The sequence below is a fragment of the Klebsiella michiganensis genome (assembly GCF_002925905.1).
Classification (GTDB): Bacteria; Pseudomonadota; Gammaproteobacteria; order Enterobacterales; family Enterobacteriaceae; genus Klebsiella; species Klebsiella michiganensis.
Genome location: NZ_PRDB01000001.1, coordinates 1433231 through 1455417 on the forward strand (window position 1 = coordinate 1433231; position 22187 = coordinate 1455417).

Here is a 22187-nt window from a genome sequence, read left to right on the forward strand (position 1 = left end):
AAGATAGCCCTGGCTGAAATTCGTAATAGATTGGCTTTAAAGCGTAAGCCGGCCACGGCGTTATTCTATATCGTTACCTCCTTTTGTGGAGGAGTGCGAATGAGCGACTGGCTTTTTCTGTGCGGTATACTTTCCGGCGTGACCACCTGGCTCTTTGGCTTCGGCGGCGGTTTCGTCACCGTCCCGCTGCTCTATTTCCTGGTGACCGGCGCGTGGGGCGCGCAAAGCGTCGTCGGGCAACAGGCGATGCACATCGCCGTCGCCACCTCGGCGCTGGTCATGCTTTGCTCCGCGCTGCTGGCGAGCTGGCGACACGCGCGTACCGGTACTCTCCGCTGGCGCCGCTTATGGGCCATGCTCACCGGCATTGCCGTTGGCGGAACGGCGGGCGCGCTGCTGGCGCTTGAGGCGAGCGGGGCGTGGATCCGCTGGCTGTTCGTTATCTATCTGCTGGCAACCGTTGCCGATTGCTACCTTCGCGCCGGATTTATGACCCCGCCATCCCGCCGGGTGATACCGACGGTGCCGCATGAGCTAACGGTAGGGGGGATCATTGGCCTGATCGCCTCTTTTCTCGGCGTGGGTGGAAGCGTGATGACCGTCCCTCTGATGCGCCGTCGCGGCGTGCTGATGGCTGAAGCGGCGGGGATGGCCAACGTGCTGACGCTGCCGCTGGCGGCAACGGCGACGCTAACCTGGCTGTTGATGGCCTGGCTCTCGCCGGTGGCGTTACCGAATGGGTTTGTCGGCAATATCTGGCTGTCGGCGGCGGCGCAGCTGGTGGCGGGAAGCTGGCTGGGGTTAAAAATCGCCTCCCGCTGGCTGGCGCGTTTACCGGACCGCTGGCATGTGCGAATTTATCCGCTATTGCTGATTGCCGTACTGCTGGTGATGAGCGTGTGGGGATAATGAGGGACGCGGCGCTGCGCATCCATCCGAGAGTAGCCCGGGTCATTCTGCTGTCATTTTTCTTGCGCATGCTCTCGCGAGACGCCGTGGCCGATAAAGGAAAATAAACGATGGGTAAAACGCTGACCATTTTCGATCTGGATAATACGTTAATTAAGGGCGACAGCAGTACGCTGTGGAGCCGCTTTATGGTGCGCGAAGGCTGGGTAAACGATCCCGATTACCTGGCGCGGGAAGCGATGCTGATGGATGACTACGACCGCGGCGAAATGAATATCGCCGATTATGTGGCTCTGATTCAGGCGCCGCTGATTGGCGTCGCAAAGCGGGAGGTGGACGCGCTGCTGGCGCGCTGCGTGCGCGACGAGATTATGCCGCGCGTGTATCCCCAGGCGTGGGATCTGATTCGGACTTTACAGGCTAAAGGCGAGCAGATGCTGGTGATCTCGGCCTCGGTCAGCCTGCTGGTGCAGGCGGTGGCGGCGCAGCTGGGTATCGAACAGGCGCTGGGGATTGACGTTGAGATGGCCGACGGCGGCTATAGCGGCGTGATTGCCGGTACGCCGAGCTATCAGCAGGGGAAGGTGGTGCGCCTGGCGCAGTGGCAACAGGCGCATCCTGAATACTCGGGGGAGGTGACCTTCTACACCGACTCGATCAACGACCTGCCGCTGTGCCTGCATGCCGATCGCGTACGGCTGGTCAATCCGTGCCCGCAGCTGGCGGCGGCGAACGCGCAGCACCAGTGGCCGGTGCTGGCGTGGCGGCTGTGATTTTTCCCCCGGGTCGCGGCGTAAACGCCTTACCCGGGCTACTTTTTCGTGCCGTTTGGGTAGCCCGGACAGGTGCGCAGCACCGCCTCCGGGAAAAAACTAATCAGCTTTAAACAGCGGCACCGCGCTGCCGCCGATATAGCGGCGGCGCAGCCAGGCGGACAGCGTATCCATCGCCATCACCACCGCCACCAGCAGCAGGGTAATAAACATCACTACGTCCCAGTTCCACAGACGCATATTTTCCGCATAAATCAGGCCAATGCCTCCCGCGCCGACAAAGCCGAGCACCGCGGCGGAACGGGTATTCGATTCAATCTGATACAGGCTCAGCGCCAGGAACGTCGGGAAAGACTGGGTAAAAATGCTGAAACGGTGCTTCTGCAAACCGTTCGCCCCCACCGCCGTCAGGCCGCGTCCCGGCGAGCGGTCAACCGCCTCGTGTCCCTCTGCGTACAGTCGGCCCAGCAGCCCGGTATCCTGCATAATTATCGCCAGCACCCCGGCCAGCGGCCCGAGCCCCACGGCGCGGACAAAAATCAGCCCCCAGATAGCCATATCGATACCGCGCAGCACGTCGAACAACCGGCGCATCAGCAGGGCGATCGTTCCCGGAATCACGCCGCGCATAATATTCCGCGCCGCCAGAAACGAGAGCAGCAGGGCGATGACCGTCGCGGTAAGCGTCCCGGCGAAAACAATCGCCAGGGTAATGGCGATTTGCGTGAAGTAATAGCGAAACGGCCAGTTGAAAAAGTCGTGCCAGACGAACATCCGTAGCAGATAGCGGCTGATTTGCTGCAGCCCCGTGGCGAGCTGCTCGCCGCTGATGCCGAACTGCATAAAGAACCAGACATAGTAGAGGGCGCTGGCCAGCGCAAGCAGGCCGACGTAGCGCAGATAGCGCCCCTGGGCCTGGTATAAATGCCGATGCTGGCGACGGCTGGCGGCGATATCCGGTTGATTTTGCCACTGACTCATTTTTTCCCCTCCAGAACCCACTGCCGCAGGCGGCCGGATAGCATATCCAGCAGCGATACCACGATAATAATCAACAGCAGCGTGATGCTGACCTGATCGTACCGGTCCAGTTTGATATTGGTCATCAGCTCCTGGCCGATGCCGCCCGCGCCCACCAGCCCGAGGATCGTTGAGGAGCGGAAGTTAATTTCGAGGCGCATAAAGCCGTAGGAGAGAAAGATGGGTTTCACCTGCGGCCACAGGGCAAAGCGGATACGCTGCAGATGCGACGCGCCGCAGGCGGCCAGGCCGCGTACCGGTTTATCCTGGGCGCTCTCCACCGCTTCATAGAACAGCTTGGTCAGGCTGCCGATGGTGTGGAGCATTAATGCCAGAAAGCCGGGGATCGCCCCGATACCAAAAGCCATCACGAAGATCACCGCCCACGCCAGCTCCGGCATGGTGCGCAGAAAAGCCACCAGCACGCGGACGGCAAAACGCAGCGGGGCAGGGGACCATGCGTTGTTGGCCGCAACGAACGCCAGCAGGGTGGCAATCGCCACCGCCACCAGCGTGGACGCCAGCGCCAGCTGCAGCGTTTCCCAGATAAGGGGCAGTTGAATGGGCAGACGATAGCCCCAGTAAGCCAGAGAGCCTTTAGTGTGCGAATCGGCAAACAGGTCGGCGACGTGCAGCGTCGGCAGCGTCTCAAACATGTAATCGAGAAAATTGGGCAGCGAGTGCCAGATAGTAAAGAGATTAAACTCGGCCATACTGCCGGCGGCAAAATAGAGCGCCAGCAGCAGCAGGGACCAGCTAAAGGTGTCGCGCTTTTGCCGCGAGCGGACCTGCTGGTAATAGCGTTCGAATTCGGTATGGGTATTATTCATGCGTCGCTGTGTCTTCAACGAGTCGCCGCCGCCCGCGAGACTGGCCGGACGACGGCGTCAGGGCGGGATTAACGCGCGGTAACCAGTTCGCGTTTCATATCAATGATCTGCTGGAAATCGGCTACGCTGCCCGGGCCGATATGCTGCGTACCGCCCATCGCTTTGATAAAGCAGGCGTGATCGTCGGTATCCAGCTTTTTAATCGCGGTGACGACTTTGGCCTTAAAGTCAGCAGGCAGGGAATTGCTGACCAGGATTGGGCCGTTCGGGATCAGCGGCGATTGCCATATAATGCGGATTTGCTTCATCAAATCCGGGTGATCCATGCGAATCAGTCGGTTGAAGGCGCCGACGCTGTAGCCGCTATTATAATCACCCACCATCGAGGTCCAGGTCACCGCGCCGGCAAACTGACCGTTCAGCACGCCCAGAATATCCTGCTCGTGGCCGCCGGAGAAGGTCACGCTGGAGAAGAAGTTATTATATTTATTATCCGACGTGCCGCCGAACTGCTGTTTAAAGGCGTGGTTGGGAATTAAAAAGCCGGAAGTGGAGTCCGGATCGGCGAAGCCAAACGCTTTGCCTTTCAGATCTTCTAACTTTTTATACGGACTGTCGGCTTTGACAATCACCACCGAGTGATAGCCGCGGGACTGATCTTTATCATCTACGGCAATCCCGACAATATCGACGGCTTTAGGGTTGTTAATATAAACGGAAGCGTATGATGACGGCGACATACTTAAGACCACGTCAACTTTTCCGCCCAGCAATCCCTGAATCACGCCGGAATAGTCGGAAGAGTTACGTAATTTTGTATCGACCTTCAGCTCCTTATCAAGGAACTGTTTAACGCACTGGTTATCACCAATTTGTTGGGTTGCGTTCTGACCGCCAAGGATGCCCAGATTTAATTCCTTCGGCTGTTCAGCAGCGCTTGCCTGCCACGCCATCATAATGCCTGCAACCGCTGCGGATAAACGAACTGCGCCAGTGATGTACTTTTTCATTATTTTGCCCGTGTGAGTGAAATTTAATGCAATTGGCTAATTTCATCGCCGTACAGCCGATGCAGAATATCCTGATTCAGCTGCGTGGGATGATCGTCAAAAATAATCTTGCCCTTGGCTACGCCGATGACCCGCGTGCAATATTCACGCACCAGCTCCACCGAATGCAGGTTTACCATCACGCTGATACCCTGTTCGCTAATTTCGCGAAGGACATTCATAATCCGCTGCGTATTTTTCGGGTCGAGAGAAGCGACCGGTTCATCGGCCAGCAAAATACCCGGGTTTTGCATCAGCGCCCGGCAAATCGCCACGCGCTGCATCTGCCCGCCGGAGAGGTTTTCCGCCCGCTGTAGCGCATGCGGCAGCATATTCATCCATTCCAGCAGGGAGATGGCGCGGGCGCGGTCCGCGTCGGGGAAAACTTTGAATAATGATTTCAGGGTGGAGGTCTGGCTCAGGCGACCCAGCAGCACGTTGGTCAAAACGTCGAGACGCGGGACCAGGCAGAAATCCTGAAAGATCATGCCGCACTGGCTGCGCCAGGCGTTTAGCGCGCGGCCCGACAGCTTTGATACGTCCTGCGGCGTACCCACTTCCGGATAGCTGAGGATCTCGCCGCCGCTGGCGCTGTGGGTACCGTTCAGTACGTGCAGAAGCGTTGACTTTCCGGCGCCGGAGCGGCCAATGACGCCAACCAGCTCGCCCGCATGAAGATCGAAACTGATGCCGTCCAGTACGGTTTGCTGCGCGCTGTAGGATTTGCTCAGGTTGCGTACGCTCAGGACCTTACGCTGCCGGTCGATAAAGGGCGGCGTAAACGGTTGATAATCGGTTTCTGCCACCGCAGCCAGGGAACTGTTCATAAATGCGTCCAGGTTCGTCAGTAAACTGGGCACTATTAATGGTGTTTTATATGACTGCCGGATGACAGTAAGGCGAACAAATAGTGAACGGATGCGAAAGCTGGCCTATTTGTTGGAAAAAAAATTCATCATGGATCACACTTTTGCATTAGCAATCGGGCATCTGAAAATACTCTGCCTACCTTTAATACGCGATAGCGCATGAGATTAATAATGATACGTATTTCATCTGATAAAGATGACGCATTTTATGCGACATTAGCCGGGTAATGCTATCGCCGCGGGTACAACGGGACGACTCTGGACGCTCGTGCAATTCTTATATCTGAGTCGGTTTAACCGAGTGGATTATCTTCAGGTACTGGATTACGATTCGCGGCGGAAAATTTTTAGTCGGTGACTATCCCTTTTGTGCGGCGTGTAATTCCATTATTTACACTAATTAATGAAATTAACCACTAATTTTGTGTTGTTTATTGGTTTTATGTTCTTATTTTTTGAATTTATTCGGTTTTTTCGCTTTTTTAAATAAAAGTGAGGTTAAGAATAGTCTTAACAACTAATGGCTAAGATCCTGGAACATATAATATTCACTTAAGAATCTACGCATATCCCACCAATAACCGTATGAAAACCAATGGTTTTTGTGTTTAACTCAATATCCTTATTTTTATTCTTCTGACTTAAATTGACCTGGTCGGTAATTAGCCCTTTGCGCACTTATTGACACACATGGAGAAAAATCCTAAATTTGGTAACACAAGAAACAAGCAAGTCATTTAGTGCTCTTTATCTCTAGCAATACTATTTTGAATTTTGATTGAATATATTAAAGAGGGAATTTGCTGACTTAGACTTTGCAGGCCTGGGCTATCAGCAGTGTTGTGATACGTTCAAGATTTCCAGGACTATGGGGTTTAACTTTATATGGATTATAAATATTCTTTGGACCAGTGCATCTGGCCAGCGCATGACAGCTATTTTTTAAAAGGACTCGCTGAGCTAATTATTGATATTGATGACCTGATTTACCTGTCGCTTGAAAAGGTACGCCGGGAGTTTGTATTTATTAATCTTAGCGCCAGTTCGCTGAATTATTTTATCCGCCGCGATAGCGAGTGGCTGGCTGAAATGAAAGGCAAGCAAATTGTATTAATTGCCGCGAGGCGCTCGGAAGCGCTGGCCAACTACTGGTATTACAATGGTGCTATTCGTGGCGTGGTCTATGTGGACTTAGCCAAGGATATTCGTCAGGAGCTGGCATACGTTATCAACGGCCGTTTTCTACGTAAAGATATAAAGAAAGACAAAATTACCAACAGGGAAATGCAAATAATTCGGATGACGGCACAGGGAATGCACCCGAAATCTATTGCCAAGATTGAAAATTGTAGTGTGAAAACGGTTTATACCCATCGGCGAAATGCCGAGGCCAAACTGTATTCAAAGATATATAAGTTAGCGCTGTAATTAGTAATAAACGTTGTTTTTAAAATTGTGCACCAGGTCGTAACACCCAAAATAATTTGCGTCGCAGATAATAATGATGCGGCCTGAACTATGGCGGGAATGCACACAGACGTGGGACATCAGGTCCCTTAATAAACTCAGGATGAAAAAGCTATGAAAAAAAAGGTTCTTGCAATTGCTCTGGTAACCGCGTTTGCCGGTATGGGTGTCGCTCAGGCAGCTGACGTTACTGCTCAGGCAGTCGCTACCTGGTCCGCAACCGCCAAAAAAGACACTACCAGCAAGCTGGTGGTGACTCCGCTGGGCAGCCTGGCTTTCCAGTATGCCGAAGGGGTTAAAGGCTTTAACTCACAGAAAGGCCTGTTTGATGTGGCTATCGAAGGTGACGCCACCGCGACCGCATTCAAGCTGACCTCTCGTCTGATCACCAATACCCTGACTCAGCTGGATACCTCTGGTTCCACCCTGAGCGTGGGCGTTGACTACAACGGCGCAGCGGTCGAAAAAACGGCTGACACCACCATGATCGACACCGCGGCGGGCACCCTGGGCGGCAACCTCAGCGCGCTGTCTAACGGCTATAACGTCGCCGGTCGCACCACCGCTCAGGACGGCTTCACGTTCTCCATCATCAGCGGCACCACCGATGGCACCACTGCCGTTACTGACTACAGCACGCTGCCGGAAGGTATCTGGAGCGGCGACGTCAGCGTACAGTTCGACGCGACCTGGACCAGCTGATCCTCTCGTAGCACCAGGCAGGGGGGCTCCCCCTGCCTTATTTCACGGATTGAATTCATATGAAAAAACACATTCTGGCCATCGGCCTGTTGCTCAGCACAATGACGCCAGCCCTGGCGCTGGATGTGGGCGATATCTCTTCATTTATGAACAGCGGCAGCAGCACGCTGAGCAAAGAGATCAAGAACACGACCGACAGCGGTCGCTTAATTAACATCCATATGGAACGCCTCTCTTCGCCGCTGGACGGTGGCAAGGTGATCCCGATGGATAAGCAGGACGAGATTTTACTGACCCCCGCCAGTCTGCTGCTGCCCGCGAAGGCCAGCGACGTGATCCGCTTTTTCTACAAAGGCCCGGCGGACGATAAAGAACGCTATTACCGCATTGTCTGGTTCGATCAGGCGCTCAGCGATGCCCAGCGCAATGGCTCGACCCGCAGCGCGGTAGCGACGGCCTCGGCGCGGATCGGCACCATCCTGGTGGTCGCGCCAAGAAAAGCCAATTTCCGCTATCAGTACGCCAACGGCACGCTGGTCAATACCGGTAACGCGACGTTGCGCATTCTTGCCTACGGCCCGTGTCTGAAGCCGGCTGACGGTAAAGAGTGCAAGGAAAATTATTTCCTGATGCCGGGAAAAGAACGGCGCTTCACGCGCGTGAATGTGGCGGATAAAAAAGGACGGGTCGCGCTCTGGCAGGGCGAGCAGTTTGTTCCCGTGAAATAGACATTTCTTCTGACGGATCAACATTATGGCTCTACCAGGGAACGCTCCAGGATTAAAAACACTCCTTGCCTCCGGCATGGTCATTTTGCTGGTTCCGTTTAGCGTCACTGCCGCCACCGACAAAGTACAGCAAATCGGCGGCGTGATTATCCCTCAGGCCTTCAGCCAGGCGCTGCAGGACGGAATGAGCATCCCACTGTTTATTCATCTTGAAGGCAGCACCGGTACCCAGGACGATCAGCGGATCGGCAATGCCTTTATCTGGCTGGATAATGGCGTTCTGCGCGTTCGGCAGATTCAGCTGGAAGAAAACGATAATAACGCCACCGTCAGCGAGCAGACCCGCAAACAGCTGACCGCGCTGGCCAATGAAGCTTTCAGCAAAGATCTTAACATTAGCCTGACGGATGACGCCCGGCTACAGCTCAGCCTGCGCCAGCTGCTTCTGCAGCTGGTGGTAAAAAAAGAGGCGCTGGGTACGGTGCTGCGCTCGCGCAGCGAAGATATCGGTCAGTCCAGCGTCAACACCCTTAGCAGCACCCTGAACTATAACCTCGGGGTCTATAACAACCAGATGCGCAACGGCGGCAATAATACCTCCAGCTATCTGTCGCTGAACAACGTTACCGCGCTGCGCGAGCACCACGTGGTACTGGACGGCTCGCTTTACGGTATTGGCTCCGGCAATCAGGACAGCGACGTCTATAAAGCGATGTATGAACGCGACTTTGCCGGTCACCGCTTTGCGGGCGGGATGCTGGATACCTGGAATTTACAGTCCCTTGGCCCGATGACCGCCGTTTCGGCAGGGAAGATCTACGGCGCTTCCTGGGGCAACCAGGCCAGTTCGACGGTGTTCGATAACACCCAGTCGGCTACGCCGGTGGTCGCCTTTTTACCCGCCGCCGGGGAAGTCCATCTGACCCGCGACGGACGCCTGATGAGCGTACAGAACTTTGCCATGGGTAACCATGAGGTCGACACCCGCGGCCTGCCGTACGGGATTTATGATGTCGATGTTGAAGTGATTGTGAACGGCCGGGTGGTCAGCAAACGCACCCAGCGGGTCAATAAATTATTCAGCCGCGGACGCGGCGCCGGCGCGCCGCTGGCCTGGCAATTCTGGGGCGGCAGCTTCCATATGGATCGCTGGTCCGAAAGCGGTAAAAAAACGCTTCCGGCAAAAGATAGCTGGCTGGCGGGGGCCTCGGCCTCCGGGTCGTTCAGCACCTTAAGCTGGGCGGCCACCGGCTACGGCTATGATAACAACGCCGTCGCCGAGACGCGCCTGACCCTGCCGATCGCCGAGTCCATTAACGTGAACCTGCAGAATATGCTGGCCAGCGACAGCTCCTGGAGCAGCATCGGCAGCATCAGCGCCACGCTGCCCGGCGGCTTTAGTTCGGTGTGGGTCAACCAGGAAAAAACGCAGATTGGCGACCGGATACGGCGCAGTAATGCCGACAACCGGGCCATCGGCGGCACGCTGAACCTCAATTCACTCTGGTCAAAGCTGGGTACCTTCAGCATCAGCTATAACGACGACCGCCGCTATAACAGCCATTACTACACGGCGGATTACTACCAGACGCTTTACACCGGCTCATGGGGATCGCTGGGCCTGCGCGCGGGCGTACAGCGCTTTAATAACGGCGACAGCAGCGCCAGCACCGGGAAATATATTGCGCTCGATTTCTCGCTGCCGCTCGGCAACTGGTTCAGCGCCGGGATGACGCACCAGAACGGTTACACCATGGCCAACCTGTCGGCGCGTAAACAGTTTGATGAAGGCAGTATTCGCACCATCGGCGCGAACGTTTCGCGCGCCATTTCCGGCGATACCGGCGATGACAAAACCCTCAGCGGCGGCGCGTATGCTCAGTTTGATACCCGCTACTCCACCGGCACGCTGAATGTGAACAGCGGCGTGGATGGCTATGTGAACACCAACCTGACCGCCAACGGCAGCGTGGGCTGGCAGGGGAAAAATATCGCCGCCAGCGGCCGCACCGACGGCAACGCCGGCGTGATTTTCAAAACCGGCCTTGAGGATGACGGCAAGCTCAGCGCCAAGGTTAACGGCCGTATTGTGCAGCTCTCCGGCAACCGTAATTACCTGCCGCTGTCGCCGTACAGCCGTTATGAAGTGGAGCTGCAGAACAGTAAAAACTCGCTCGATAGCTACGATATCGTGACCGGGCGTAAGAGCCAGTTGACCCTTTATCCGGGCAACGTGGCGGTGATTGAGCCGGAAGTGAAGCAGATGGTGACGGTCTCCGGGCGTATCCGCGCGGAAGACGGCACGCTGCTGGCTAACGCGCGGATTAATAACCATATCGGTCGTACCCGCACCGATGAGAACGGTGAGTTTGTGATGGACGTGGATAAAAAATATCCCACCATCGATTTCAGTTACGGTAAAAACCAGAGCTGCGAAGTGGCGCTGGAGCTGAGCCAGGCGCGCGGCGCGGTGTGGGTGGGCGATGTGGTCTGTAGCGGCCTCTCCACCTATGCCCGCACGCAGCAGACAGGAGAAGGTAATGAAAGCTAAATGGCTGGCATGTTTAGTGATGTTCACGGCGGCGCTGTGCGTGACGCGGGTCAACGCCGCGGTCACCAAAACCACCTGGCCGGATGCGGCGGCCATGCAGTTTGTTTTCGTGGAAAACAACTCGGACGATAACTTCTTTGTCACCCCGGGCGGCGCGCTGGACCCGCGAATGACCGGGGCTAACCGCTGGACCGGGCTGAAATATAACGGCTCGGGCACCATTTATCAGCAGAGCCTGGGCTATATCGACAATGGCTATAACACCGGTCTGTACGCCAACTGGTTCTTCGATATGTGGCTGGATAACTCTCCCGCATCTCATCCGTTACAGGGGCTGCGCTGTATCAACTGGTATGCGGGCTGCGATATGGCCACCAGCCTGATTCTGCCGCAAACCAGCGATGCCAGCGGCTTCTACGGCGCGACGGTGACCTCCGGCGGACAAAAGTGGATGCACGGCATGATGTCCGACGCTTTCTACCAGTATCTGCAGCAGATGTCGGTGGGCAGCAGCTTCTCGATGACCATCAACTCCTGCATGACGTCGGTGAGCTACGACGCCAGCAGCGGCGCGCGCTGTAAAGATCAGGCTTCAGGTTACTGGTACGTGCGCAAAGTCACCCATACTAAAGCGGCAAACCTGAAGCTGATTAACACCCATGCGCTGGCGGAAGTCTTTATCAACAGCGACGGGGTCCCGACGCTGGGCGAGGGGAACGCCGACTGCCGCACCCAGACTATCGGCTCCCGTTCCGGTCTGAGCTGCAAAATGGTGAACTATAATTTGCAGCACAATGGCCTGAGTAATACCTCAATTCATATTTTTCCGGCAATCAGCAACTCGGCGCTGGCTTCCGCGGTCGGAAGTTATGATATGCAGTTCAGCCTGGATGGGAATTCATGGAAGCCGGTGAGCGGCATCTCCCAGTACTATACGTTTAATGAGATGAAATCATCTGACTCGGTTTACGTCTTTTTCTCGAGCAACTTTTTTAAGCAGATGGTCACGCTGGGCATCAGCGACGTGAACACCAAAGACCTGTTTAATTTCCGTTTCTATAACACCACCTCGCCGGAGTCAGGCTGGTACGAGTTTTCGACCTCCAACACCCTGATTATTAAACCGCGCGACTTCAGCATCAGCATTATTTCCGATGAGTACATTTCGGCGCCGACGCGCGAAGGCTACGTGGGCAGCGGCGAGCCGTCGCTGGACTTTGGCTATATTGTCACCACCAGCGGCAAAACCGCCGCCGATGAAGTGCTCATTAAAGTGACCGGGCCAACGCAGGCGATCGGCGGACGTTCATACTGTATTTTTAGTTCACCCGACGGCACGTCGAGAGTACCGTTCCCGGCGACGCTGGCGTTTACGACGCAGACCGGGACCATCAAAACCTACGATGCCGGATGCGATGATACCTGGCGCGATATGACCGACGCCCTGTGGTTAACCACGCCGTGGACGGATATTTCCGGCGACGTCGGTCAGATGGACAAAACGACGGTGACGTTTTCCATTCCGATGGATAACCCGATATCGCTGCGCACGGTGGAAGATAACGGCTGGTTTGGTGAAGTGAGTGCTTCAGGAGAAATTCATGTTCAGGCGACGTGGCGTAACATTAACTAATTTGCTGCGGATGCTTATCTGCCTGCTGTCGCTCGGCTTCGCGACCGCGGCGCAGGCCATCTCGGTGGGTAATTTAACTTTCTCGCTGGCGGCGGAAGATAACTTCGCGTCTAAACGGGTGATTAATAACAATAAAAGCGCCCGGTTGTATCGGGTTTCTATTGTCGCTATCGACCGCCCCGGCGGCAAAGAGGTGCGTTCTCGCCCGGCGGACGGCGAGCTGCTGTTTGCCCCGCGTCAGCTTACCCTGCAGGCGGGGGAGAGCGAGTATTTTAAGTTTTACTACCACGGCCCGAAAGATGACCGTGAGCGCTATTACCGGGTCTCCTTTCGTGAAATACCCACCCGCAATTACGTGATGCGCAATAAAAGCGGTACCGAGGTGAGTATGGATCCGGTGGTGGTGATGGACACGATTCTGGTTGTGCGCCCGCGCGAGGTACGGTTCAAGTGGGCCTACGATCGGGCGGCGGGCACCGTCAGCAATACCGGGAATACCTGGTTTAAGCTGCTGATCAAGCCCGGGTGCGATACGACGGAAGAGGAAGGGGATGCATGGTATTTACGGCCCGGGGACGTTGTTCGCCAGGCCTCGCTGCGCCAACCGGGGAACCATTACATCATCTATAACGATAAATTTATAAAAATGACCAAAGACTGCCCGGTGAACTAACCGGGCAGCTTTTTTCGCGCTTCGTCGCTAAACCGTACGCCCGGCATAGCGGCGGTTCGCCAGCAGGCTCAGGCCGCAGCACAGCAGATAATAAACCGCGCCGGTAAAGACAAATATCGCCAGCGGGTAAATCTGCACCCGGTTATTCACCTGCCCGGCGACGGTGGTCAGTTCCGGCACGTTGACGATAAACGCCAGCGACGTGTCTTTGAGCAGCCCGATAAATATCCCTACCAGCGAGGGCTGAACGTTGCGCAGAGCCTGCGGCAGCAGAATAAGGCGCAGCGTCTGTCCGGGGGCAAAACCCTGGGTCAGCGCCGCTTCGTACTGCCCGCGGGGCAGCGATTGCAGGCCCGCCAGCACCGAGTGCATCACCGACGCGGCGGTAAACCACGCCAGCGCCACCGTGACGGTGACCGCGCCCGGCAGGTCGCTGCCGGTGAGCATGGGGAGCAGATACCACAGCCAGAAAATGACGAAGATCAGCGGGATGCCGCGAATAATCTCCGCCCACAGGAAGAGCAGCCGCCGCACGATCCCGTCGTAGCGCCAGGCGATGGCCGCCAGCAGCACGCCCCCCGGCAGCGCCAGCGCGGCGGCGCCGACTGCCATCAGCAGCGTCAGCACCACGCCGCCGGGAATACCATCCGCCAGCCGTCCCCACAGCAGATAATCGAGGTTATCAACGATAACCGCCAGGTTAGCGTTCATAGCCGGCTCTCCTTTGCTGATCCCTTCCCGGACCGAGACGCGTCAGCGCCACGCCCATGAGCACCCCAAGCGCCAGATACAGCGCGGTGCCGACGGCAAACGCCTCCAGCGCATGCGCGTTGTAGCTCTCGATTTGCCGCACCTGATAGGTCAGTTCGGCGAAGCCGATACCGCTCGCCAGCGAGGAGAGCTTCATCAGGTTCAGATACTGGCCGATAATCGGCTGCCAGGCGTTAGCCAGCCCCTGCGGCAGCAGAATGTGGCGCAGCTCCTGCCACGGCGTAAACCCCTGCGACAGCGCCGCTTCCCGCTGGCCGTGGCTAACGGCGCGCAGCCCGGAGGCGATCTCTTCGATCAGAAACGCCGAAGTAAAGACCCCGAGTCCCCACATTGAGCAGAGAAACTCCGGCGTCAGCCACCAGACGTTGCCCGGCAGAATCGACCAGCTGTGGTCGTCGTTGATAAAATCTCGCGCCCCCAGCGGCAGCAGATTCCAGGCGGCAAAATACCAGAACAGCAGCTGGACCAGCAGCGGCGTATTGCGGAACAGTGAAACCCAGGCCGCCACCAGCCAGCGGCCGGGCCTTCCGCCCCCGAGACGCAGCGCCAGCAGCAGGACGGCCAGCACGGTCGCCAGAATCATCCCCGCGACGCTGACCCAGACGGTGGTGAGAAAACCGGAGATGATCCACTGCAGCGGCTGCCCGCTCAGCACGCCATGCCAGTCGAGATGTGGGATCACGCCTCACTCTCCTGGTGCAGCGGATCGAGCACCTTCTGCAGGAAACGGCGGGTGCGGGCGTGCTGCGGCCGGGCGAAAAACTCGGCCGGCGGCGCGACTTCGAGAATATCGCCGCCATCGATAAACACCACCCGATCGGCAATCTCGCGGGCGAACTGCATCTCGTGGGTCACCACCACCATGGTGATCCCGCTGTGGGCGAGGGTTTTCATGACCTGCAGCACTTCGCCGATCATCTCCGGGTCCAGCGCCGACGTGGGTTCATCGAACAGAATGATTTGCGGCGAGGAGGCGAGGGCGCGGGCGATCGCCACCCGCTGCTGCTGACCGCCCGAGAGCTGGGCAGGCATCTGCCGGGCTTTATCCGCCAGGCCAACCTGGCTGAGCAGCGCCAGAGAGCGCTCGCGGGCGGCGCTTTTGCTCCAGCCGTGAACGCGTTCCAGCGCGAGGGTAATATTCTCCTGCGCCGTCAGGTGGGCGTAGAGATTAAACTGCTGAAAAACGAAGCCGACCCGGCTGCGCAGCTGGCGCAGGGCGCTGCCGGTAAGCTGGCGCGTCGGTTTGCCGTCGATCAGAATCTCGCCGCGCTAAGGGATTCCAGCTGATTGATCAGGCGGATCAGGGTTGATTTGCCCGATCCCGAAGGGCCGAGGATCGCCACTACTTCGCCGGGTTCAACCTGTAAATTTACGCCGTTCAGCACCCGATGGTCGCCGTAGCTTTTGGCGACATCGCGAAACTCAATGCTGGCGCGCTGCAGATGCGAAAAATCCGCGGACGATGCCGCGGAGCGTGAAAATAGAGCCGATAACATCATCTTTCTCTGCTTATTTCGCTTCGATAGTAAAGGCGCGCGGCTGCGGGGTTTTGGTGCTCGGGCCAAACCAGACGTCGTAAATTTTGGCCGCTTCACCGGATTTCTCCAGCTTGACCAGCTCGTCATTGACCGCTTTCAGCAGGGCCGGTTCGCCTTTCTTCACGCCGACGCCAATCTCTTCTTTGCTCAGCAGGTCGGGGATGATTTTGAAGTTTGCCTTGTCCGGCGCTTCCGCCAGCAGTCCGGCGAGGATGGTGCTGTCCTGGGTGATGGCCTGCACGTTGCCGTTGCGCAGGGCGGTCAGCGCCAGCGGAATATCGTCATAAGAGAGCACGCGCGACTGCGGGAAACGCTGATGCAGCGCCTGTTCGCCGGTGGTGCCTTTTACCGCGCCGATGCGCGCTTTGCTGTAATCATCGAGCTTATCCGGCGATTTTGCCGGGACGAGGAACTGCTGGCCGGTCACGAAGTAAGGCGTTGAGAAATCAATCACCTGGGCGCGTTCCGGGGTGATGGTAATATCGGCTACGATCAGGTCGGCCTTACCGGACTGCAGCAGCGGAATGCGGTTGGCCGGGTTGGTGGCGACCAGCTCCAGCTTGACGCCGAGCGATTTTGCCAGCGCTTCGGCGAAGTCCACGTCGTAGCCGACGATTTTATGCGTTTTCGGGTCTACCGAGCCGAACGGCGGGTTGGCGTCGAAGGTGGCGACTTTGACCACGCCGGCGGCTTTGATATCGGCTAGTTGATCGGCCTGAGCCTGCGCGGCGAGCACCAGCATGCCCAGCGCCAGCGCGATTTTTGTTTTTGCAATGCGCATTGTTATTCCCCTGAATCCCTGTTTTGTTTTGTGTTTATCACGCTCCCACAAATCGCCCGTCGGCGGCAAAGAAGAAAAAGTTCTTATCTATAACGAAAAAGAACTTAACAAAGTTGTGGATATTGTTTACCCGGCTCTGTGCCACCAAACTGGGGAGACATTCCGTCAGCTATTGGTATCTTTCTGAAACCACAAGACTTGCAGCGATGCCCTGGTGCCCGCTGAAATCGGCGAACCGGAGGTCGGAAGACAAGGGCTGGCCGCCAGGGATGGCGGCCAAAGGCGAATCGAGACAGCGATGTCGAGTTGAGCCGACCGCAGGCTGAGGACCGGGAGGTGAGCGCAGTGCGCAGCACCGATTTCTTTGCGGGACCGCGGGGATTGTAAAGGGGGAGACGGTTTTCTCCCCCTTTACCCGTTCACGGGTAGCGGTGAGGCATTTTCTGCAGATTGCGAGTGAACGGAACCCTTACGCATAGAATTACAAATCAGGCTTCGGCAAACGCTGCGGGTCCTTCCCAGCCTGCGCTGCGCTTGGCTGGGCTACGGGGCCTCAGTCGTCTGGGGTCGTGTAGCCCGAATAAGACGTTTACGTCGCAATCCGGGAAAGGCCCCAATATGCATCCCACAGAATTACAAATCCGGAATTGATATTTCCTGCCCGCCGTCAACTGTGGTTGAAATAGACACAGGCAAAAATGCTTCCCGACGGAGGAGAAAAATGAAAGTGGCGCTGTGGCAACGCATAACGGGCTGGCTGGCTTCTTTATCTGGATCCGGCGGTGAAGCCGGTCAGCAGGATACCCAACGCATCATGGAGGCAATATTACCGGTCGCCAGTCTCTACGGAATTGAGCTCGGCAACGTTGAAACAAGGTGGTTTCGCCATGATAAAACATACTGAGCGGCGCAGGACGCGTGAAGCCTACTGGAACGAGGTGTGCTTTGTGTAGCGCGAGGCTGTTTGCGGTTGCGGCGACGCAGGAAGCGAAGCCGCAGCCCTGAACAGCTTTATCCCCCCAGATACATCCGTTTGATTTCCGGATTCGCCAGCACCTCCGGTGCCGGACCAGAGAGCATAATCTTCCCATTCTCCAGCACATAGGCGCGATCGGCGATGGTCAACGCCGCCGTGGCGTTCTGCTCTACCAGCAGCACGGTAATATTCTCTTCCCGCAGCTGCTTAATCGTCGCAAACAGCTCCCCGACAATTTTCGGCGCCAGGCCGAGGCTTGGCTCATCGAGCATCAGCAGTACCGGCTCGCTCATCAACGCTCTGGCGATCGCCAGCATCTGCTGCTCGCCGCCGCTCATGGTTCCCGCCATCTGGCTGCGCCGCTCTTTCAGCCGGGGAAACAGGCTGTACATGCGATCGCGCAGGCGGGTAAAGCCGGCGAGATTGTTGTAGGCCCCCATGCGCAGATTTTCTTCGATGGTCAGGTTGGTAAAGATGCGCCGTCCTTCTGGCACCAGCGCCAGCCCCTTACGCACAATCTGATGCGTCTGGCTGCGGGAAATATCCTCGTTGAGAAAATTGACCCGTCCCGTGGAACGCACCAGGTTGACGATCCCGTTGAGGGTGGAGGTTTTCCCGGCACCGTTGCTGCCGATAAGGGTCACAATCTCCCGGTCGTGAATATCAATGTCCACCCCTTTCAGCCCCTGAATCACGCCGTAAAACACTTTTAACTCGCGCGCGCTAAGCATAACGAACGTCCCCCAGGTAGGCGGAAATCACGTCCGGATCCTGAATGGCTTCGGACATCAGGCCGCTAAACAGCGGTTTGCCGTACTCCAGCACCATCACCCGCTCGCACAGCTTGTTGACGAACGGCATATCGTGCTCGATCAGCAGTACGCTGAGCTGATAGTCGTTACGCATGCGGAAGATCAGATCCGCCAGATCCTCCGTCTCTTTCGGGTTCATCCCGGCGGCGGGCTCGTCGAGCAGCAGCAATTTTGGCGACGTCGCCAGCGCGCGGGCGATCTCCACCTTGCGCTGGTTGCCGTAGCTGAGGTTGGTGGCCTGCACGTCGGCGAAATGGGCGATACCGATATCGTCCAGAATCGCCATCGCTTTGGCCTTTGCCGCCCGCTCGGCGGGGAAGTAGCGGCCAATATGCAGCGCCGCTTCCAGCAGCGAATAGCGGCTGGCGCTGTCGAGGCCGACCATCACGTTTTCTAATACCGTCATCGAGTTGAACAGGCGGATATTCTGAAAGGTGCGGGCGATCCCGGCGTTGACCACCCGGTTCGGCTTCAGCCCCTTCAGCGACTTTCCCGCCAGGGTCACGCTGCCGCTGGTCGGCTTATAGTTGGCGGTGATGACGTTGAACATCGTGGTTTTGCCCGCGCCGTTGGGGCCAATCAGGCCAAAAATTTCCGCCTCGTCGACGTGGAAACTGACGCTGTCGATGGCCCGCAGGCCGCCGAACTGCATGGTCACGTCCTGTACCTGTAAAATGACCTTATTTTGCGCCATAGCCGCGGCCCCTTTTGCCCACTTGCCAAATCTCTTTTTTGCCCAGCAGACCTTCGCGGGCGAACAGCATGATGATCAGCAGCAGCAGCGAGAACACCACCATCCGCAGGCCCGGATACGCGCCGAGATCGTGACCGAAGAACTGGAGCGGCTGGTCGAGAAAGCGCAGCCACTCGCCGCTGCCGACCACCAGTACGGTGCCGAGCAGCGCGCCGGTGGTGCTGCCCAGGCCGCCGAGCACGATAATAATCAGCAGCTGGAAGGTGAGCATAAAGTCGAACAGGCCCGGCGAGATGGTGGTCAGCAGCGAGGCCAGCAGGCCGCCGCCGATCCCTTCGAAGAAGGCGCTGGTGGCGAAGGCGCAGGTTTTAATGCGAAACGTGTTCACGCCCATGGCGATAGCGGCGTCTTCGTCGTCGCGCACCGCTTTCATCATTCGCCCGTACTTCGACCACACCAGCTGCAAAATCATCCCGGTCGCCAGCAGGGCGAACAGCCCGCACCAGAACAGGAGATGCGGCTGCTGCGGAATATCGTTGAGGCCAATGGCGCCGTTGGTGATCTGCGGATTGTTGATAGCGAGGATTTTAATGATAAAGCCGAAGCCGAGGGTCACAATCGCCAGGTAGTCGCCGCGCACGCGGAAGACCGGCAGGGCAAGGCAAACCGCCAGCGCCGCCGCGCACAGGCCGCTAATGAGCAGCGCGGGCAGGAACCCGGCGTGCAGCACGAGGATCCACGGGCTGGGGGCGGCCATCTCAAACATATCCAGCTTGCTGTCGCTGGGGAGGATCAGCAGGGCGGTGACGTAAGCGCCGACCGCCACAAAGCCGTTGGGCTCCAGCGACAGCTGGCCGGTCACGCCGTTGATCAGGTTATAGCTGACCGCGAGGATCATAAAGACGAAAATGGTGCTGATGACGCGAATAATGTAGTCGTTGAAGACGACGTTGATCCCGGCCAGCAGCGCGACGCAGAGAGCAATAATGACCAGGTTGCGCAGCTGCGCCCCGGCGGTAGTCGTAGCGTTGAGCATCAGAAACGGCTCCTTTCCAGACGTTCATCGCCCATAATGCCAACCGGGCGGAACAAGAGGACCAGAATCAAGAACATAAAGGCAAAGGCGTCTTTGTAACCGCCCAGCTCGGGAAACAGAGCGACCGCCACCACCTCGGTAAAGCCGAGAATAAAGCCGCCGAGCACCGCGCCGGTGACGCTGCCGATTCCGCCGAGCACCGCGGCGGCGAAGGCCTTCAGGCCGATCAGCACGCCCATCAGCGGGTCGATGGTCGGGTAGCTGATGGAGTAGAACACCCCGCCCAGCGCCGCGAGGCTGCTGCCGAGGGCGAACACCAGCGAGATAATGCGGTTGGCGTCGATGCCCATCAGGCGCACGGTATTAACGTCGAAGGCCACCGCGCGGATCGCCATCCCGTAGCGGGTGCGGTACAGCAGCCAGAGGATCGCCAGCAGCAGCAGGACGGTGATCAGCGGCACGATCCACGCCACGTTGGTGATAATCACGTCACCAAAGGCGCGGGTGTTGTTGAAAAATTCCGGTGCGGAAAAGAAGCGCGAGCTGCCGCCAAACAGCACGTTGAACAGGTTTTCGAGGAAGAAGCTGACGCCGATGGCGGTGATCAGCATGGAGATTTTTGATGCCTGACGCAGCGGGCGATAGGCCACCCGGTCGATCAGCATGCCGAACAGGCCGCACAGCGCGAGGGTCAGGAAAACGGCTACCCCGAAGGGTAGCCCAATGGAAGAAAACAAAAACAGGGTGGTAAACGCCCCGACCATCATTACGTCCGCATGGGCGAAGTTGATCAGGCGCAGCACCCCATAAACCATCGTATAACCGATGGCAATCAGGGCGTACATGCCCCCAAGGCTCATTCCATTGACCACTTGCTGGAGAAAAATGGCACCATCCATCTGATATCCCTTATAAAACCTTAAGGATTAACCACGGTACGAAACGCCAGCTTGCCATCCTTCACTTCGTTGATGACCGCGCTGCGGATAGCGTCGCCGTTTTGTAACGTCAGCGTGCCGGTTACGCCCTGGAAGTCCTTAGTGGCGCGAATTTTTTCGTTAACGCAAACCCGGTCGTGCGGGTCGCTGCACTGGTTCATGGCGTTGATAATGACGTTATAGGCGTCCGCCGCCATCGCGCCCCAGGTGTGGGTCGGCTGCTGGTATTTGGCTTCCCAGGCTTTGATAAACACCTCGCCCGCCGGCGTTTGCTCTTTGGCGTTCGGCGAGTAGTAGTCGGTGGTCATATAGCCGTTGACCGCGTCTTTGCCGACGTCAAAAAAGACCTGATCCGCCGCCAGCCCGTCGCCGCCGACCACCGGCTTGCTCAGCCCCAGCTGCTTCGCCTGTACGGCGATCAGCGCCCCTTCGGTGTAGTAGATCGGCATATAGATCATGTCGACGTTCTTCGCCTTCACGCTGGCCAGCTGGGCCTTAAAGTCTTTGCTGCCGCCGGGAGCCTGAACTTCGATAGGAATGGTGCCGCCGTTTTTCAGGAACTGCGTGCGAAAGGCCTTCGCCAGGCCGACGGAGTAGTCGTTGCTGCTGTCGAAGACGATGGCGGCGGTTTTGGCTTTCAGATCGCGCGAGGCGAGGTTAGCGCCGACCACGCCCTGGAAGCTGTCGGAGAAGCAGACCCGGCTGACGTAAGGGTGGTTGCGGGTAACGCGGTCGTTGGTCGCGGTTGAGGAGACCAGCGGCGTTTTGCTGTCGTCGGCGATTTTGGTCATCGCCAGGGTATTGGAGGAGGTGACTTCGCCGATCACCGCATCGACTTTATCGCTGGAAACCAGGCGCTGCATGGCGTTAGCGGCTTCGACCTTATCGCTCTTATCGTCGATCACGATAAGCTTCACGGTGTCGCCGTTTTTTAACGTCGGCGTAATGCTCTGGATAATATCCAGCCCTTTTTGCGAAGGCTGACCGTAGCCGCTCAGCGCACCGCTCAGCGGCAAGACCACGCCGATTTTAATTTCAGCCGCCTGCGCGCTGCTGGCACCGACCCACGCGGCAACCAGCGTGGCCATTAAAGACGCTTTCCCGGAAAACTTGTTCATTGTTACCTCACCGTCGGTCGATTATTTATCTTTAACCATCAATGACTGCATAACATTGAGACATAATTCGCCAGCGTATCCGGCGAATTATTGGCTGTTATGTTGAATAGATAACGAGATATATTTGGTATGCGGATTTACCTTACAACGTCCGTTTCGTTTTTACTCATGCAATATTCTTATTACCTCCAGGAGAGGGCATAAGGCTGATGTAAATACTGTTTTTGGTACGGTTAACGCATTTTGCCAGGTGGCGGCTGACGCCTTACCCGGCCTGGAAAACCCGCAATTTTAGCGCGCACCCGAATATAATATTCAG

General features: G+C 57.2%; 22 protein-coding genes and 1 pseudogene. 10 read left to right on the forward strand and 13 right to left on the reverse strand.

Annotation, left to right across the window (positions count from 1 at the left end; genetic code table 11):
- Positions 1-99 precede the first annotated feature (99 nt).
- Together CDA56_RS06890 and CDA56_RS06895 are read left to right on the forward strand one after the other, a co-directional pair.
- Positions 100-909 carry a sulfite exporter TauE/SafE family protein gene (locus CDA56_RS06890; protein ID WP_047724339.1) on the forward strand — a complete coding sequence of 270 codons (810 nt, stop codon included), beginning with the start codon at positions 100-102 and terminating at the stop codon, positions 907-909.
- Positions 910-1019: 110 nt separating this feature from the next.
- Complete coding sequence (locus tag CDA56_RS06895; RefSeq protein ID WP_025107220.1) at positions 1020-1682, forward strand: HAD family hydrolase; 663 nt, start codon at positions 1020-1022, stop codon at positions 1680-1682.
- Between the two features lie 99 nt (positions 1683-1781).
- Here CDA56_RS06895 and phnE (CDA56_RS06900) read toward each other — a convergent pair whose 3' ends face one another.
- The 4 genes from phnE (CDA56_RS06900) to phnC all read right to left on the reverse strand — a co-directional run bounded on the left by phnE (CDA56_RS06900) (position 1782) and on the right by phnC (position 5408).
- A complete protein-coding gene (phnE, locus tag CDA56_RS06900) occupies positions 1782-2663 on the reverse strand; it encodes a phosphonate ABC transporter, permease protein PhnE (RefSeq protein WP_025107219.1) in 882 nt (293 codons plus the stop codon).
- Positions 2660-3532 (reverse strand): phosphonate ABC transporter, permease protein PhnE, encoded by an 873-nt coding sequence (gene phnE, locus CDA56_RS06905; protein ID WP_025107218.1) that lies wholly within the window; start codon positions 3530-3532, stop codon positions 2660-2662. Before phnE (CDA56_RS06905) ends, phnE (CDA56_RS06900) begins: the two co-directional genes overlap by 4 nt.
- A gap of 68 nt (positions 3533-3600) precedes the next feature.
- On the reverse strand, positions 3601-4542 hold the full coding sequence (phnD, locus tag CDA56_RS06910) for a phosphonate ABC transporter substrate-binding protein (RefSeq protein WP_009654530.1): 942 nt from the start codon (positions 4540-4542) through the stop codon (positions 3601-3603).
- 23 nt (positions 4543-4565) lie between these two features.
- Positions 4566-5408, reverse strand: a complete 843-nt coding sequence (gene phnC / locus CDA56_RS06915; protein ID WP_014228100.1) for a phosphonate ABC transporter ATP-binding protein — start codon at positions 5406-5408, stop codon at positions 4566-4568.
- Between the two features lie 927 nt (positions 5409-6335).
- Between phnC and ecpR the strand changes: the two genes are divergently transcribed.
- From ecpR to CDA56_RS06945, 6 genes are all read left to right on the forward strand, one after another.
- Entirely contained in the window at positions 6336-6878 is a 543-nt protein-coding gene (gene ecpR / locus CDA56_RS06920) for an ECP biosynthesis operon DNA-binding transcriptional regulator EcpR (RefSeq protein ID WP_014228101.1), read from the forward strand.
- 153 nt (positions 6879-7031) lie between these two features.
- On the forward strand, positions 7032-7619 hold the full coding sequence (gene ecpA / locus CDA56_RS06925) for a common pilus major fimbrillin subunit EcpA (RefSeq protein ID WP_004848092.1): 588 nt from the start codon (positions 7032-7034) through the stop codon (positions 7617-7619).
- A 59-nt stretch (positions 7620-7678) separates the two neighbouring features.
- Positions 7679-8347, forward strand: coding sequence for an EcpB family pilus assembly chaperone (locus tag CDA56_RS06930; RefSeq protein WP_014228103.1), 669 nt, complete (start codon positions 7679-7681; stop codon positions 8345-8347).
- A 25-nt stretch (positions 8348-8372) separates the two neighbouring features.
- Positions 8373-10898, forward strand: a complete 2526-nt coding sequence (locus CDA56_RS06935; RefSeq protein ID WP_046877023.1) for a fimbrial biogenesis outer membrane usher protein — start codon at positions 8373-8375, stop codon at positions 10896-10898.
- Positions 10899-10917: 19 nt separating this feature from the next.
- Positions 10918-12531, forward strand: coding sequence for a fimbrial adhesin EcpD (gene ecpD, locus CDA56_RS06940; RefSeq protein ID WP_134899450.1), 1614 nt, complete (start codon positions 10918-10920; stop codon positions 12529-12531).
- Entirely contained in the window at positions 12500-13204 is a 705-nt protein-coding gene (locus CDA56_RS06945) for a fimbrial biogenesis chaperone (RefSeq protein WP_014837540.1), read from the forward strand. Before ecpD ends, CDA56_RS06945 begins: the two co-directional genes overlap by 32 nt.
- A gap of 27 nt (positions 13205-13231) precedes the next feature.
- Here the strand turns inward: CDA56_RS06945 and CDA56_RS06950 are convergent, their stop codons facing one another.
- The 4 genes and pseudogenes from CDA56_RS06950 to CDA56_RS06965 all read right to left on the reverse strand — a co-directional run bounded on the left by CDA56_RS06950 (position 13232) and on the right by CDA56_RS06965 (position 16294).
- Positions 13232-13915, reverse strand: a complete 684-nt coding sequence (locus CDA56_RS06950) for an amino acid ABC transporter permease (RefSeq protein WP_025107213.1) — start codon at positions 13913-13915, stop codon at positions 13232-13234.
- Positions 13905-14657, reverse strand: coding sequence for an amino acid ABC transporter permease (locus tag CDA56_RS06955; RefSeq protein ID WP_014228108.1), 753 nt, complete (start codon positions 14655-14657; stop codon positions 13905-13907). Before CDA56_RS06955 ends, CDA56_RS06950 begins: the two co-directional genes overlap by 11 nt.
- Positions 14654-15471, reverse strand: a pseudogene (locus CDA56_RS06960) (amino acid ABC transporter ATP-binding protein). The gene CDA56_RS06955 and the pseudogene CDA56_RS06960 overlap by 4 nt, the downstream one beginning before the upstream one ends.
- A 13-nt stretch (positions 15472-15484) precedes the next feature.
- Positions 15485-16294, reverse strand: coding sequence for an ABC transporter substrate-binding protein (locus CDA56_RS06965; RefSeq protein WP_004099328.1), 810 nt, complete (start codon positions 16292-16294; stop codon positions 15485-15487).
- 721 nt (positions 16295-17015) lie between these two features.
- On the opposite strand from CDA56_RS06965, the gene CDA56_RS06975 reads away from it, so the two are divergent.
- Entirely contained in the window at positions 17016-17198 is a 183-nt protein-coding gene (locus tag CDA56_RS06975; protein WP_004129481.1) for a hypothetical protein, read from the forward strand.
- A gap of 107 nt (positions 17199-17305) precedes the next feature.
- On the opposite strand, the gene CDA56_RS06980 is transcribed toward CDA56_RS06975, so the two are convergent.
- Genes CDA56_RS06980 through CDA56_RS07000 form a run of 5 tightly spaced genes read right to left on the reverse strand, consistent with a single transcriptional unit; the run spans position 17306 to position 21838 of the window.
- Complete coding sequence (locus CDA56_RS06980; protein WP_004848112.1) at positions 17306-18001, reverse strand: ABC transporter ATP-binding protein; 696 nt, start codon at positions 17999-18001, stop codon at positions 17306-17308.
- Positions 17994-18776, reverse strand: a complete 783-nt coding sequence (locus CDA56_RS06985; RefSeq protein WP_014228113.1) for an ABC transporter ATP-binding protein — start codon at positions 18774-18776, stop codon at positions 17994-17996. The genes CDA56_RS06980 and CDA56_RS06985 overlap by 8 nt, the downstream gene beginning before the upstream one ends.
- Positions 18763-19812, reverse strand: a complete 1050-nt coding sequence (locus CDA56_RS06990; protein WP_004848115.1) for a branched-chain amino acid ABC transporter permease — start codon at positions 19810-19812, stop codon at positions 18763-18765. Before CDA56_RS06990 ends, CDA56_RS06985 begins: the two co-directional genes overlap by 14 nt.
- A complete protein-coding gene (locus CDA56_RS06995; protein ID WP_004099333.1) occupies positions 19812-20711 on the reverse strand; it encodes a branched-chain amino acid ABC transporter permease in 900 nt (299 codons plus the stop codon). Before CDA56_RS06995 ends, CDA56_RS06990 begins: the two co-directional genes overlap by 1 nt.
- A gap of 20 nt (positions 20712-20731) precedes the next feature.
- Positions 20732-21838, reverse strand: coding sequence for an ABC transporter substrate-binding protein (locus CDA56_RS07000; RefSeq protein ID WP_024359092.1), 1107 nt, complete (start codon positions 21836-21838; stop codon positions 20732-20734).
- Here CDA56_RS07000 and CDA56_RS30845 point away from each other — a divergent pair.
- The gene (locus tag CDA56_RS30845; RefSeq protein ID WP_162557331.1) at positions 21831-21974 is read left to right on the forward strand and encodes a hypothetical protein; all 144 of its coding nucleotides are present in this window, start codon (positions 21831-21833) and stop codon (positions 21972-21974) included. The genes CDA56_RS07000 and CDA56_RS30845 overlap by 8 nt on opposite strands.
- Positions 21975-22187: the final 213 nt, after the last annotated feature.

Coding starts and splice junctions, on each gene's coding strand:
- CDA56_RS06930 (WP_014228103.1), top strand. CDS start 7,679: ATGAAAAAACACATTCTGGCCATCGGCCTGTTGCTCAGCACAATGACG.
- CDA56_RS06980 (WP_004848112.1), bottom strand. CDS start 18,001: ATGCTTAGCGCGCGCGAGTTAAAAGTGTTTTACGGCGTGATTCAGGGG.
- CDA56_RS06990 (WP_004848115.1), bottom strand. CDS start 19,812: ATGCTCAACGCTACGACTACCGCCGGGGCGCAGCTGCGCAACCTGGTC.
- CDA56_RS06965 (WP_004099328.1), bottom strand. CDS start 16,294: ATGCGCATTGCAAAAACAAAAATCGCGCTGGCGCTGGGCATGCTGGTG.
- ecpD (WP_134899450.1), top strand. CDS start 10,918: ATGTTCACGGCGGCGCTGTGCGTGACGCGGGTCAACGCCGCGGTCACC.
- ecpR (WP_014228101.1), top strand. CDS start 6,336: ATGGATTATAAATATTCTTTGGACCAGTGCATCTGGCCAGCGCATGAC.
- CDA56_RS06895 (WP_025107220.1), top strand. CDS start 1,020: ATGGGTAAAACGCTGACCATTTTCGATCTGGATAATACGTTAATTAAG.
- phnE (WP_025107218.1), bottom strand. CDS start 3,532: ATGAATAATACCCATACCGAATTCGAACGCTATTACCAGCAGGTCCGC.
- CDA56_RS06975 (WP_004129481.1), top strand. CDS start 17,016: ATGAAAGTGGCGCTGTGGCAACGCATAACGGGCTGGCTGGCTTCTTTA.
- CDA56_RS07000 (WP_024359092.1), bottom strand. CDS start 21,838: ATGGCCACGCTGGTTGCCGCGTGGGTCGGTGCCAGCAGCGCGCAGGCG.
- CDA56_RS06935 (WP_046877023.1), top strand. CDS start 8,373: ATGGCTCTACCAGGGAACGCTCCAGGATTAAAAACACTCCTTGCCTCC.
- phnC (WP_014228100.1), bottom strand. CDS start 5,408: ATGAACAGTTCCCTGGCTGCGGTGGCAGAAACCGATTATCAACCGTTT.
- CDA56_RS06995 (WP_004099333.1), bottom strand. CDS start 20,711: ATGGATGGTGCCATTTTTCTCCAGCAAGTGGTCAATGGAATGAGCCTT.
- CDA56_RS06985 (WP_014228113.1), bottom strand. CDS start 18,776: ATGGCGCAAAATAAGGTCATTTTACAGGTACAGGACGTGACCATGCAG.
- ecpA (WP_004848092.1), top strand. CDS start 7,032: ATGAAAAAAAAGGTTCTTGCAATTGCTCTGGTAACCGCGTTTGCCGGT.
- CDA56_RS06890 (WP_047724339.1), top strand. CDS start 100: ATGAGCGACTGGCTTTTTCTGTGCGGTATACTTTCCGGCGTGACCACC.
- CDA56_RS06945 (WP_014837540.1), top strand. CDS start 12,500: ATGTTCAGGCGACGTGGCGTAACATTAACTAATTTGCTGCGGATGCTT.
- CDA56_RS06950 (WP_025107213.1), bottom strand. CDS start 13,915: ATGAACGCTAACCTGGCGGTTATCGTTGATAACCTCGATTATCTGCTG.
- phnD (WP_009654530.1), bottom strand. CDS start 4,542: ATGAAAAAGTACATCACTGGCGCAGTTCGTTTATCCGCAGCGGTTGCA.
- phnE (WP_025107219.1), bottom strand. CDS start 2,663: ATGAGTCAGTGGCAAAATCAACCGGATATCGCCGCCAGCCGTCGCCAG.